11 protein-coding genes and 1 tRNA gene are annotated in these 14,068 nt (G+C 35.7%); 7 read left to right on the top strand and 5 right to left on the bottom strand.

Annotation, left to right across the window (positions count from 1 at the left end):
* Positions 1-34: 34 nt before the first annotated feature.
* The gene (locus ACJJVM_RS00585; RefSeq protein ID WP_405210428.1) at positions 35-937 is read left to right on the top strand and encodes a FecR family protein; all 903 of its coding nucleotides are present in this window, start codon (positions 35-37) and stop codon (positions 935-937) included.
* On the top strand, positions 930-3,221 hold the full coding sequence (locus ACJJVM_RS00580) for a TonB-dependent receptor plug domain-containing protein (protein ID WP_405210427.1): 2,292 nt from the start codon (positions 930-932) through the stop codon (positions 3,219-3,221). The genes ACJJVM_RS00585 and ACJJVM_RS00580 overlap by 8 nt, the downstream gene beginning before the upstream one ends.
* Here the strand turns inward: ACJJVM_RS00580 and ACJJVM_RS00575 are convergent.
* Positions 3,218-3,730 (bottom strand): adenine phosphoribosyltransferase, encoded by a 513-nt coding sequence (locus tag ACJJVM_RS00575; protein WP_405210426.1) that lies wholly within the window; start codon positions 3,728-3,730, stop codon positions 3,218-3,220. The genes ACJJVM_RS00580 and ACJJVM_RS00575 overlap by 4 nt on opposite strands.
* 200 nt (positions 3,731-3,930) lie before the next feature.
* Between ACJJVM_RS00575 and ACJJVM_RS00570 the strand changes: the two genes are divergently transcribed.
* A tRNA-Arg gene (locus ACJJVM_RS00570) sits at positions 3,931-4,004 on the top strand.
* 66 nt (positions 4,005-4,070) lie between these two features.
* On the opposite strand, the gene ACJJVM_RS00565 is transcribed toward ACJJVM_RS00570, so the two are convergent.
* On the bottom strand, positions 4,071-4,670 hold the full coding sequence (locus tag ACJJVM_RS00565) for a DUF6134 family protein (RefSeq protein ID WP_405210425.1): 600 nt from the start codon (positions 4,668-4,670) through the stop codon (positions 4,071-4,073).
* Positions 4,671-4,789: 119 nt separating this feature from the next.
* On the opposite strand from ACJJVM_RS00565, the gene ACJJVM_RS00560 reads away from it, so the two are divergent.
* A complete protein-coding gene (locus ACJJVM_RS00560) occupies positions 4,790-5,626 on the top strand; it encodes a universal stress protein (protein WP_405210424.1) in 837 nt (278 codons plus the stop codon).
* 8 nt (positions 5,627-5,634) lie between these two features.
* Here the strand turns inward: ACJJVM_RS00560 and ACJJVM_RS00555 are convergent, their stop codons facing one another.
* From ACJJVM_RS00555 to ACJJVM_RS00545, 3 genes are all read right to left on the bottom strand, one after another.
* Positions 5,635-6,246 (bottom strand): hypothetical protein, encoded by a 612-nt coding sequence (locus tag ACJJVM_RS00555; protein WP_405210423.1) that lies wholly within the window; start codon positions 6,244-6,246, stop codon positions 5,635-5,637.
* 70 nt (positions 6,247-6,316) lie between these two features.
* Positions 6,317-6,934: a MarC family protein gene (locus ACJJVM_RS00550; protein ID WP_298351076.1), complete on the bottom strand. Its 618-nt coding sequence runs from the start codon at positions 6,932-6,934 to the stop codon at positions 6,317-6,319.
* Between the two features lie 153 nt (positions 6,935-7,087).
* Positions 7,088-8,119, bottom strand: coding sequence for a LacI family DNA-binding transcriptional regulator (locus ACJJVM_RS00545; protein WP_299150142.1), 1,032 nt, complete (start codon positions 8,117-8,119; stop codon positions 7,088-7,090).
* Positions 8,120-8,253: 134 nt separating this feature from the next.
* Between ACJJVM_RS00545 and ACJJVM_RS00540 the strand changes: the two genes are divergently transcribed.
* The 3 genes from ACJJVM_RS00540 to ACJJVM_RS00530 all read left to right on the top strand — a co-directional run bounded on the left by ACJJVM_RS00540 (position 8,254) and on the right by ACJJVM_RS00530 (position 14,062).
* Positions 8,254-10,917, top strand: a complete 2,664-nt coding sequence (locus ACJJVM_RS00540; RefSeq protein WP_405210422.1) for a TonB-dependent receptor domain-containing protein — start codon at positions 8,254-8,256, stop codon at positions 10,915-10,917.
* Between the two features lie 77 nt (positions 10,918-10,994).
* Positions 10,995-12,302 carry an amylo-alpha-1,6-glucosidase gene (locus tag ACJJVM_RS00535; RefSeq protein WP_405210421.1) on the top strand — a complete coding sequence of 436 codons (1,308 nt, stop codon included), beginning with the start codon at positions 10,995-10,997 and terminating at the stop codon, positions 12,300-12,302.
* Positions 12,303-12,454: 152 nt separating this feature from the next.
* Entirely contained in the window at positions 12,455-14,062 is a 1,608-nt protein-coding gene (locus tag ACJJVM_RS00530) for a sodium:solute symporter (RefSeq protein WP_298351081.1), read from the top strand.
* The last annotated feature ends 6 nt before the right edge of the window (positions 14,063-14,068 follow it).

Below are 14,068 nucleotides of genomic sequence, written 5' to 3'. Positions count from 1 at the left end.
CTCAACACACACTGTTATATACACAGGTAATACTATGGAAAGAGAACAATTAATAACAAAGTGGTTAGACAACGAGCTGTCTGAGGCAGAGCTTCAGGAGTTTAAGCGTCTTGAGGATTACGAAGATCTTGTGCGTATCGCAGAGACCACAAAACAGCTTGTACCACCAGCATATAAGGCTACACAAGAGTATGAGAGATTACAGACTAGCTTAGACAGCAAGAAAAAATCTGGAATAATCTATCTCAAGCCATTTCTTAAAGTCGCGGCAATTCTCATCTTGTTTGCTGGTATTTATTATGCTACTACATTATCACAACAAACCGTTGAGATAACAACTGCCATTGCTCAAAAAGAGGTTGTGACTCTACCAGATAATTCTATTGTTACGATTAATGCAATGTCTGATTTATATTATGACCCAGCGACTTGGGATGAATTTAGAGCTGTGACGCTAGATGGCGAAGCCTACTTTCAGGTGGCAAAAGGTGCTACATTTAGCGTTGAGACTTCTAATGGTGTGATTTCAGTACTAGGGACCCAGTTTAATGTGCGCAATAGAGATGATAAGTTTGAAGTATACTGCTACGAGGGATCAGTACAAGTTGATACTGGCGAGCATACTGTGATATTAAAACCTGGAGACCGCTTTCGCGAAAGCGTAAAAATAGCTAGTACAAATACCAGCACTGCGCTATCTCAACCCTCTTGGATAGTTAATGAAACCTCGTTTGAAAAAACACCTCTAGGTGAAGTACTTAAAGAATTTGAGAGACATTATAACGTAACTGTATCATTAGATAAAGAAGTAGAAAACCTACTCTTTACTGGTACATTTACACATCTTGATATGGAGATTGCTTTAAAGTCAATAAGCTTACCGTTTAATTTATCCCATAAAAAACAGGGAAATAAGGTAACTTTATCACGTGACTAAAAAAAGTGTACTTACATTCTTCACTTTACTTTGTTGTTTATTTTTTTCTGATCTAAAATCTCAAGAACAAAATACAGCAACGCTTCCGCTAGCTACAGTTTTAAATAATCTAGAGGCTATTTTTAATGTAAGCTTTTCTTATGCAGATCATATTGTAGCTCCCACATATATAAAAGATATATCTAAAGGGTCTACACTCACGCAAGCACTAGAATATATTGAGAACAATACAGATCTCACATTTGATTTTCTTAATGAGCGATTTATAGTTATTACAGAAAATATCATTAATGAGGTACAAGAGCTTGACCAGATTTACATCTCTAACCTTCTTACAACAGGGATTTCAAAATCCAGATCTGGAATCACGCGTATCATCCCAGAACAATTTGGGATACTACCAGGCATAATAGAACCTGATGTTTTGCAAGCTGTACAAGCATTGCCCGGTATTTTTAGCACAGAAGAAACTGTATCTGATGTAAATATACGTGGAGGCACAAATGATCAAAATCTTATCTTATGGGACGGTATTAAAATGTATCAATCTGGACATTTTTTTGGTCTTATATCTGCCTTTAATCCTTACCTAACAAAGCGTGTAGAAGTTATTAAAAATGGCACAAGCGCACGATACGGAGATGGTGTATCTGGTACTATAAATATTGAACTAGATGATAAAGTCGCTACAGATTATGAGGGCAGTGTGAGTGCAAACTTGCTTCATCTTAAAGGATTTGCTACACTTCCGGTCTCAAAAAAACTTACCCTCTCTCTTTCTGCAAGACGCTCTAATACTGATTTCATACAAAGCCCTACATATACAAGCTATACCGATCGTATTTTTCAAGATACAGACTTGAGTATAAATAGTGATAAAGAATCACAAGTCTCAGATCTCAATTTTTACTTTTATGATGTAAGTACAAATCTTATTTATGATATTTCAAAAAAGGACAAACTTAAGCTTAGTGCAACCACAATCTATAATAAGTTAGGGTATGATGAGACCATTAGAGCCTTAGAAATAAATGAGCGTAGCGGTATTAACCAGAGTAATAATGGTGCAAGACTAGTTTACACCAGAAACTGGAATAAAAAACACACGACAGATGTAGAGCTTTACCTATCAAATTACAATCTTAATGCACGTAATTTTAACTTAGAAAACGGACAACAACTAGATCAAGAAAACGAGGTACTAGATGTAGGAGTAAAACTTCAGCTAAGCAGCAAACTCTCCGATACCTTTATCTGGAACAATGGCTATCAATTTACAGAGGTGGGCGCACGTAACTTAGCACAAACTAATAGGCCCATCTTTTTTAATAATGAGCGCGACGTAATACGTACACATAGCCTCTATTCTGAACTTTCTTACCTCTCTCCCTCAAAAGGGACACAATTTATAACGGGAGTAAGAGGTAATTATCTCGATACTTTTAATACCCTCATTATAGAGCCTAGAGTACGCTTTAGCCAGCGGTTTTTGAGTTTTTTAAAAATAAGTGCTTTGGGAGAGTTTAAAAGTCAGTCTATTTTTCAAATAATTGATCAACCTAATGACTTTTTAGGATTGCAACGTAGTCGCTGGATTGCGGCAAATGATGATTCGTTTCCTATTTTAAAGAGCAAACAAGCTTCTGTAAGCCTCGACTATACAAAGAGTAAATGGCTGTTAAGTGTAGAAGGATATATTAAAAATGTAGATGGAATTTCTTCACGTAGTCAAGGTTTTCAAAATCAGTTTCAATTTACAAATGCGGTAGGCTCATATGATGTGATGGGTATAGACTTTTTGGTAAACAAACAGTTTCAAAAATTTGGAACCTGGCTCTCCTACTCTTTTAGTAAGAATAATTTTGATTTTGAGAGTTTAAATAACGGTAGACGCTTCCCAAATAATACAGACATAAGGCACTCACTCACCTACGGCTCTACGTATACTATTAATGATTTTAAATTTTCACTAGGCTTTAACTGGCGTACGGGTACACCTCTCACCAGCCCAAGAGAAGAAAACCCTATTGTAAATGGTCAAATCATATATGACCTACCTAACAGTAGTGTTTCAGATAGCTTTTTGAGATTTGACGTATCTGCTATTTATAAATTTGAGCTGTTTTCTAAAAATGTACAAGTAGGAGCCTCTATATGGAATTTACTAGACAACAATAATATACTCAACACCTATTATCTCATAAATAGCAATGATGAAATTCAAAAAATTACGGTAAAATCTTTAGGGATCACTCCTAACTTTAGTCTTCAGTACAGTTTTTAATACGTTATAGCAGCAGCAACGTGTTTACCTGGCAGCTTGCTTCTACCATTTAAGAAATCGAGTTCTATAATAAAATTACACTGTACTACCTCTCCCCCTAGCTCCTCAATCATTGCAACTACCGCAGCAGCCGTCCCTCCCGTGGCGAGTACATCATCGTGTAATAACACTTTATCTCCCGGCTTTATAGCGTCACTGTGCATCTCTAGTACATCTGTACCATACTCGAGATCATATTCTTTCTTAATGGTTGTATAAGGTAGTTTATTAGGCTTACGTACGGGTACAAATCCAGCATTGAGTCTTTTTGCAAGTAGTGGTCCATAAAAGAAACCTCTCGCTTCAATTCCTACCACAACATCTATTGCTACTTCTGGCACTAGTGTGTATAGAATTTCTTCCGCTTTCGCGAAAGCGGTCTTATCTGCCAGCAAAGGTGTTATATCTTTAAAAGTAATTCCTTCTTTAGGAAAGTCTTGAACGTCTCTTATGTAGTCTGAAATTTGCATAGATAAAGCGAGTATTTATAGTACTAAGATATACAAAAGTTTGTGCTATAAATTAATCAATATTGTAAAACGCTGAATGAATGACAACTATCGTTTTGAGTTTAAAACAATCTCATTTTTTTTATCTTTTTCTTGTGTGTAACAATAAAATGATTGTATATTTGCACCCCGAAACAAACAAGTAATTATTGTTTCTAAACGGCCTCGTGGCGCAACTGAATAGCGCACTTGATTACGGCTCAAGAGGTTACAGGTTTGAATCCTGTCGAGGTCACAAAAACCTTACAATCAAATGATTGTAAGGTTTTTTTTATTTCTACACATTTTTATAATTGAACTTTTACATCTTAGCCGTGGCTACGAGTTCAAATTGTATAATCCCACCGTCTATACTTGCTTTTATAAGTCTCCCATCTTTATAGAAGTAAAGGTTTTCTCGGCCTTTGGCATTTACCTTTTTATACGAGTGATTACCCAGCGCTACTAATTTATTAATACTTCCATCCTGCTCAGAATAACAGCTCGTTATAGCTGTGGGTTCTTCAAAATATAATTGGATGGTCGTATAATTAATAGGTTCTTTATAGAACTGAGGTCTTTTATTATCTCTAGAGATTATAAAAAGGCTGTCTTGTTTTCTTGTATATGTTTGAGCACGCGGTTTATCATTTACAAAAATATCAACGTCTGAGGTTTGTAGTAGCCCACTCTCAAATAACACCTTATAATTATAGTTTATTTGTGTTTCCCATATAATCGTTGCTGTAATATTTGTGGTGCTCTGGTAAAGAGTTTTGTTATCATCTATGGTTTTTTCGGCTTTTAAACTCCCTATAACTTTATTGTTATGTATTATATCAAAGTAGCGGTTTTCTACTTGTGCAGCACTTGTAGACCAAGAGCTAACTAGCATACAAATTAGAAAAATATAATAACGCATAGCAATGTATTATGATTTGTAAGGTGTGATACAAATTACCAGTATATATAAGTTTTAAACACTGACCAAAGTCATTTTAGAGTTAATAAGATGGTCATAATTTTGAGAAAAATAAACCTATGAAATCTATACTGCTACCTACCGATTTTTCTAACAATGCATTAAGTGCAATACAGTATGCAATTAAGTTATATGCACAAGAAAATTGCACATTTTATATATTTCACGCGTGGTCTTTCCCTACTGATAGCAACAGAGCAACTATCACCTCAAATTATGTAGAAGAGATGAAGAAAGCTTCAGAAAAAAAATTGTCTGCTTATAAAGATCAAATAGCACAATCACATAAAAACGCACAACATACATTTAGGGCTATACACACAGATACCTCGCTACTTAATGGCATTGAAGCTAGCATTAACCAACATAACATTGACCTTATTGTAATGGGCACCAAAGGAGCTACAGGAGCAAAAGAGCTTTTTTTTGGGAGTAATACCATTAAGGTTGTCAAAAATACTAAACGATGTGACGTACTTATTATACCAGATAATTATCAATTTGAACCACTACAGCAAATAGCCTTTCCCACAGATTTTACACGTTCGTTTGATAATGATATTGCTCCATTAAAAAAAACATCTGCACTAGACGATACTACAATTCAAATACTACATATAGGCGATGAACAGAGTCTACATATAGAACAACTCAACAATTTAAATTCTTTAAAGCGATTATTACACCCTATTGAAACAGATATAAATTATGTAGAAGCAACTGCAAAAAAGAGAATGCTTATAGGATCTTTTATAGAAGATTTTAATATCGATATGCTAGTAATGATTGTATACAAGCATAACTTTATAGAGAACCTTATAAACGAGCCAGTAGTAAGTAAACTAGGGAGTAAGGCAGCTGTCCCTTTCTATATTATTAAAAGTAAAAATGAGTAAGTCTATATTTATCTACTCTTAAATAGTTTTTCTATTGCTTTTATAAACTTGTTTTCTAGGTCATCTAGAGATTTTGGTGCTACAGCTTTTAAGGTAGTTGTAGCAATAGGCTTATCTTCTGAGGTTGTGGCAATATCATATACCGCTGCCTCAATGATATAGGTGACAATTTCTTTTTTATCATATGAAAGATCTTGTGAAGACGAGCTCCCCATTCTAAGTGGTTCTAGGGAGTTCATATAATTATGCAGAGACTTTGATAGTACCGTATCTACAGTCATAGACTTACGTGAGGCAAAAAGAATCTTGTCAATATTTTTTGATTTGCAGTTTACAATAAACTGTTCTATCTCTGTTTGAGTACGTTCTTCCTTATAGACTACATCTGGAAAAACTTCGTGCATTTTGTAAGGAACGATACCTTCTGCCTGCATTATAACAGCCATCTTGTTTTCAAATCTGTTTTGAAGCTCTTTATCTTCTGTATTCCCAAAAATGAGAATACGATCTAGACTTGCCTCCTTAAAAGCGTCAGAAACAGATTGAGAAGGTATCAATTTACTTGATGTACAACTGCTTAAAAAAAGTAGAACAAGTACATAACGTATTGCTATTTTCATAATCTGAGGATTGATTTTTAGTACTATAATTTACAATATATCTCACAACTCACCTCTATAACGAGCTTACTTATGATAAGTTAAACGAAATTTTAATTCCCTCAATAATCATCCCAGTACCTATTATACCAATGATTAACCCCATAATCTTTCCTATCACAGAGATCACATTATTACCTAAGACTTTTACGATAAAATCGCTCGCACGAAAGGTGATATAAGTTAATAAGCACATTAAACCAAAAATGAAAATCACAAGACCTATTTGCATATAACTCGCATCTGCAACAGAGTTCATTGCAGTAACAATTGTACCGGGTCCCGCGATAATAGGTATAGCTAGAGGTGATATTGCAATATTTTCATCTACATCTACCGTTTTGAGGTGCTTTACACTAGACTTCTTAGACTGAAGTAAATCAAAACCTATAAGAAAGACGAGTATCCCTCCAAAAATTTTAAAAGCAGGTATGGTGATATCAAATAATTCAAAAATAAACTTACCTAATAGTACAAACAGTGCTACGATAATGAAGGCCACTATTGTTGCTCTTTTATTAATATCCCTTTTTACCTTCTTACTGGCACCCTCTGTAAGCGACAAAAAAATTGTCATATTTGATATAGGATTTGTAATGGCAAAAAAACCGGTAAATACGGTTAAAGAAAAAGTAAGAAGATCCTCCATTATTGCGAGTGTTTGTGATTTATTAGACCATTTTCAATTTAGAAAAATTGCTCTATTTTAAAAATCATTAAGGCATACTAATGTACTATAAATAGTCATAATTGATGTTTTTTGTAGTACGCTTTCGCGAAAGCGTAAAAAGAAGCTTGCAAACTAGCTTAATTTTAATGTAGATTCCCTTACTATAAGTTCCGTGTTAATCTCTACGGTTTTACTAGTGGTCATTTCTGTATCGCTCTCATTCTCTATCTCGCTAATAAGATATGATACTGCAGTCTTCCCTATCAAATTACCAGGCTGACTTACAGTAGTGAGATTAGGCTCTACTATTTTTGAGCTTTTAGAATTACTGAAGCCTACAACGGCAATCTCCTCTGGGATTCTAATATTTGATTTATTAAGAGTCTGTATGACCCCTATTGCGGCACTATCTGTTATTGCAAAAATAGCATCTGGTCTTTTTTTGAGACTTAATAAAATATTAGTCATACGCTTCCCTTGATTTAGAGAGATGTCATCTACACTTAATATAATTTTATCGTCTACAGCAATATTATGAGCTTCTAGGGCTTTTATATATCCTTTATAACGCTTCTGTGAGGTATAAGAAAACTCACCCTCTTTTATGATAGCTATTCTTCTCTTTCCTATATTAATAAGATGCTCTACTGCATTAAAAGCGGCTTGCTCATCATTAATAGTTATTTGAGTACAGGGTATTTTTTCTGAGACTTTATCAAATAGAATTAATGGTACTGTGTGTGCGATGGGTAATATAGTATCTATATTACGAGTCATCTTTGTAAGAGAGGCAAGTATCCCGTCTACGCCAAATTGTATCATTGTATTGAGCATCTCATTCTGGCTGGTAACATCATTATTAGACTCAGATATAATAACACGATATCCCTTTACAGCAGCTTCTTCTAGTATACCCCTCACTATGGTAGTTGTAAAATAGTGTGTTATGGTAGGTACAATGACCCCTATAATATTAGACTTATGTTTTCTAAAACCTTTTGCAAAAATATTAGGCACGTAGTGTAACGCGTTTGCAAGCTCCTGCACTTTTGCCTTTGTCTCTTTACTTATATCTGGGTGATCATTAAGTGCTCTAGAAACAGTTGATATTGAGATATTTAATCTTTTTGCAATAGTCTTAAGGGTAGTTACCTCTTTCTTCATAACATAAAATTAACTAAAAAGTAAAGTTGCAAACGTTTTCGCAAACGTTTGCATACAAATATGCTAAATTATTAGCATCATTTTTATGAATATGAAAATATATTTACATTGAAAATCAATTAAACGCATTTATAATGAAAAAGCTACTACTCAGTTTACTACTCGCTATGAGCGCTGTTATAAGTTTCTCGCAAACGGAAATTTCTGGAACAGTAAAGGATAATACAGGTATGCCTATACCTGGTGCAAATGTGACTATAGATGGTACTACAGAAGGTACCGTATCAGATTTTGACGGAAACTTTATTTTTTCTACAAGTCTTACTGGCTCACAAACACTTCTTACTTCGTATGTAGGTTATAAAACATTTACAGAAACTATAACATTAAACGGCTCCCCACTTAGTTATAATATCGTCTTACAAGATGGTAATGCCCTAGATGAAGTTGTGCTTACTGCATCATCTACCTTTAGATCTCAAAAACAGGCACCTCTGTCTATAAGTTCTGTAAAACAAGAAGAGATTACAAAGTTATCTGCAAACAGTCAGGCAGATATCCTTCGTGGTGTCCCAGGTATCACCGCAGAAGGTGGTGGTGGTGAGACCGCAACAAATCTCTTTGTGAGAGGTTTACCCTCTGGAGGACAGTATGTATTTAACCCGTTACAATATGACGGTATGCCACTTATGAGCACCTTTGGTCTTAACTCATCTGCTCACGATGTGTATGCAAGACCAGATATAGGTTTTAAAGGTGTAGAGTTTGTAAGAGGTGGTGCTGCAGTTTTATATGGTGCAGGGTCTGTGGCTGGTATTATTAACTATACTAGTAAAACAGGAGACACAAATGATGAAAACATCATAAATCTAGAATACGGTACAGAGGGTCGTCTTAAAACAGATTTTTACACAGGAGGAAAACTAGGTGGTGAAGACTCAAATACATTTTATGCATTTACGGGATTTATAAGAAAAGATAGCGGTCCTATAGATACGGGTCTTGATACGCGTGGAGTACAGTTTAGAGCAAATATTAAAAAGAAATTTGATAATGGATCTTTTACTGTGCACGGACAATTTATTAACGACAGAGCCCAGTTTTACTTACCTCTCCCACTACAAGGAGGATCAAGAGAACGTATAAATGGTAACGATGGTGAACCCGTAGAGCAGTTACTTGCAGGAGACCTTGCAAATACGTCTTTCCGCACACCAGGAGGTGCTTACACAAGCCCTATAGATGATGGTGTTTTTACAAGTGGAGGTTACCTTATGGCAGATTTTGATTATAACCTTTCTGACAACTTACAGTTTAATGCAAAAGCAAAATATGCAAACTATGAGCACAACTTTGCTCTTTATGTAGGTGGAAATGGTGATTATGGAAACCCAATTACCTTAAACGATTATGTAGCAGCCGTTGCTCCAGATAATACTGGCTTTAATGCAACTTATCAAAATGGAGCTGGTGGACAAATAGATGGTAATGACCTCCTAGTAGAAAATCTACACGTAGACCGTTTACGACCTATGACAGACTACTCTGGGGAGGCTAACTTAGTTTATAAAACAGAAAATAGAAATCACACGTTTACATTAGGAACATATCTTGCCAGAACAGAAGCAGAGGATGTAAACTATCAATACAGAGTGCTGTCTGAATTTAATAATGATCCTCGTCTCGTAAATCTTAATTACACAGATGCTGGAGGTAGCAATGTCATCTACTCTACTGGTGGTTTATATAACCGTATAGGTATGACCTCAAATAACTTTTTAGATCAAAGCAGGACTGCTTTTTATCTTACAGATGAGATGGTTTATGATAGATGGCGCTTTGATGTAGGTGTACGTATTGAAAATACTGCAGGAACATTTAGAAGAGGTGGTATTGCTACCTCTGAGGTATATGAAAATGATGAACTTACAGATAATCTTCAGAATGTATCATATGCAGATGGCAGCTTTGCTGTAGGAGAAATAGATGCTACAGACTGGGCAGTATCACTTGCCGGTCTTTATGAACTTACAGATGCTACAAACTTGTATGCAAACTTCTCAAGAGGTTTTTTCTTCCCTCAACAAAGAGGTTTTGCTCCTACACCAGGCATAAGAGAGACTAACTATGATGCAGAAACAATTATACAAGCAGAAGCTGGAGCAAAATTTGGTACAGCAGCCTTCTCTGGATCTGTGGCTGGTTATTATGTAAACTTAAGTGACCGTATACGTATAGATCAAGCTATCGTAGGAGGACAACTTGTAGACCAAGCCAGAAGTGAACAAACCACACGTACTATAGGTCTTGAAGCAACAGGTAACTACAAGTTATCTGACGCCTTTAGTATAAATGCTACGGCAACATATCAAAATCACGAAATTACCCAAAACGAAACCCTGAATCTAGTTGATAATACCAGTGCCACTATAAATGAAGGTAATGAGATCGCGAGACAACCTAAATTTTTAGGAAGTCTAGGTCTTAACTACAGTCAGAAAAAGTTTGATGCAAACTTTAGCTTAAATCACACAGGGGCAAAATTTACAGATGACACAAATAATGTAGAGCTAGATGCGATAACTATTGCAAGACTTGGTGCTGGTTATACTTTTGAGACACAAGATGACAACTCCCTTAGAGTTGGTATGTCTGTGTTTAATCTTTTTGACAGCAGTGGCCTCACCGAGGGTAACCCTCGCGCAGGTATTGCTGGGCAGTCTGGAGATGGAGAGTTCTTTTTCGGGAGACCTATCCTACCACGCAGACTTTTCTTGACTGCTACTTTTAATTTTTAATTTACTTGTTAATTAGTTTGTTAGGGCTCATTATCTACAATAGGTAGATAATGAGTCCTTATTAATCATTTTACTATATGAAAACATTACAGCAAAGAGCGATTGATGTATTAAATAAAAACTGGAAAGATACCTTTAGTATTCCTTGTGCAAACCTCTACCCTTTTCAATGGTTTTGGGACTCTGGTTTGATTGCTATTGGTTTTGCCCATTTTGATATGCCTAAGGCAGAAAAAGAGATAGAAACACTACTAGATGCACAGTGGGATAATGGGTTTATACCTCACATCATTTTTCACACAGAAACAGATACCTATTTTCCAGGAGCAGATTTTCATAAATCAAGCTTACACCCACAATCTTCAAAAAAATATAAATCTACTGGGATGACTCAACCTCCAGTTACAGGATTTGTACTTAAAGAACTCTATGATACCAGTAATAACAAAAAAGCTTCACTAGCCTTTGTACAATCTGTAATAGATAAGGTATATCACAATCACAAATACTTTTATAATAAACGTGACCCTCAAGACGAGGGCCTTGTATACATTTATCACAACTGGGAGTCTGGCACAGATAACTCACCTATATGGGATGATATCTGGAAAACAATGAATCCCCCAGATTATACTTTTGAAAGGAGAGATACTACACACGTAGATGCTTCTGAGAGACCATCAAAAAGAGAGTATGACCACTATCTACACATTATTGAGATAGCAAAAGCAAATAACTATGATGATGCAAAAATTGCAGAGCTGTCTCCTTTTCTGGTACAAGACCCCCTTTTTAATGCAGTTCTTATAAAGTCTAATAAATGTCTTATTGAACTGTATGAACTGTTAGGAGGTAACGATGATAAAATTGGACAACTCAAAAAATGGCAAGACAAGGCTGTAAAGTCATTTAATAACAAGCTATTTGATAAAGAAGTGGGTGCATACATTCACTACGACTTACGTAATGAAAAGCCACTACCCTATCTATCCTCATCATCATTTGCTCCCTTATTTGCCGGTATTCCTTCACCAGAACGTGCAGAAAAAATGGTGCAGACTATGATGAAAAAATTTGGAGGTGACCATCAATATCTATGTGCATCATTTGACCCTACTAGTGAGCGCTTTAATCCAAAAAAGTACTGGAGAGGACCAGTGTGGGTGAACCTCAACTGGATGCTTTATAAGGGTCTCATCTCTTATGGATACAATGATATTGCAGCGCGCGTAAAAGAAGATACCATTGCTCTTATAGAAAAAAATGGTTTTTATGAATATTTTGACTCAAGAAAGGAAATGCATACGGACGGTAGCGGCGGTTATGGTGGTAATGACTTTTCTTGGAGTGCAGCGCTATTAATAGATTTATTGAGCAAAGATTAAAACATACCAAGTTCCCCCATTTACTCTAAGTATGTATCTCCCTGTAGGTTCTTATAAGAAGTCTAATACATTACTTTTAAGTATTTTACAGGGAGTATTACGCTTTCGCGAAAGCGTAAATATCACAACTACTAATCATCAAAGCATAAGAAATGAATTATATAGATTACATTATCATTGTCGTGTATCTCCTCGGTTTCTTAGGAATAGGCTATTTCTTTAAAGAAAACAACAACTCAAAAGATTACTTTCTAGGAGGGCAGTCTATGGGGTGGTTTCCGCTCAGTTTATCGACTATGGCTACGCAGCTGTCTGCCATAAGTTTTATTTCGGCACCGGCATTTGTAGGGCTTAAAGATGGTGGAGGTTTACAGTGGTTAACTTATGAGTTTGGAGTGCCACTAGCAATGGCGTTCTTGCTTATAGCTATAATCCCGTCTTTATATAAGTCTGGTATCGTAAGTGTTTATGAGTATCTAGAAAAAAGATTTGATGCCTCCTCACGTTTGCTCATTAGCTTTGTTTTCCAGATAAGTAGATCTGTTGCGACAGGTGTGATGGTGTATACGATGGCGCTTATTTTACAAGCCACTATTGGTATAGATTTCTGGATTTCTGTGCTTATTATAGGTGTCATCACGATGATATATTCTTTTCAAGGAGGTATGAAGGCTGTGATATGGGGAGATGTGATACAAATGTGTATTCTCTTTTTTGGTATTATAGTGTGTCTTGTTTATGGAATAAGTGAGCTAGGTGGTTTTGAAAACTTCTTGACTAATGTAGATCAAGATAGGCTTACCGCTGTAGATTTTTCTAAGTGGGGATTTGATAATGCAGATAAGAATGATGAATTTGGATTCTGGCCTATGGTGATAGGTGGTTTCTTTTTATATGCCTCATATTACGGTACAGATCAAACACAGTCGCAGCGCCTTCTCTCTGCAAAAGGAATGCCTACCATAAAAAAATTACTACTTGCAAATGGCCTCTTTAGATTCCCAATAACACTTACCTATTGTATAATGGGTCTCGTGCTAGGAACCTTACTTATACAAGACGCAGGTTTTCAAGAGCTTTTAGATAGTGTGTATCAAACTAACATTTCTTCCTTAGAAGGTAAAAAAGCAGATTTGATGGTGCCTGTTTTTATCATCAAGTATTTACCTAATGGTATTATAGGTATTCTTATTGTGGCAATTATGTCTGCAGCGATGTCTTCATTGAGTTCTACGGTAAATTCCCTATCTGCAGTAACTCTTGAGGATTTTATTAAACGTTTTAAACCTAATATGACAGATAAGCAATATGTAATGAACTCTCGTTTGCTTTCGGTATTCTGGGGGCTAGTATGTTTGTTTTTTGCTTTTTTTGCAGGTAGTATAGAGGGTACTGTAATAGAGGTTATTAATAAAATAAGCTCCATCTTTTATGGACCTATCCTTGCCGCATTTATACTTGCTATATTAACTAAGAAGACACACGCCCTAGGCGCAAACATAGGTATTGTAGCGGGTGTACTCTTTAATATGTATTTATGGCTTTATGTACCTGCCATATTCTGGTTCTGGTGGAACGCTATAGGATGTATCGTTACTATGGCAGTAGCTTACAGTATAAGCCTTATTATAAAACGTGAGCGCAAAGAAGGTCTTGAAGTCTTCTTCTACAAAGCAGGAAAAAGAGAAGTAATTATCCTCTTGAGCTACTTTATAGTTATTGTGATTCTTGCAATGTCTATGCAACGTATTTTAAGCTAATTTGAG

This window comes from Dokdonia sp. Asnod2-E02 (assembly GCF_045063915.1).
Taxonomy (GTDB): domain Bacteria; phylum Bacteroidota; class Bacteroidia; order Flavobacteriales; family Flavobacteriaceae; genus Dokdonia.
Note: the sequence above shows the minus strand (reverse complement) of the source record. Positions and strands in the feature narration are given on the sequence as shown.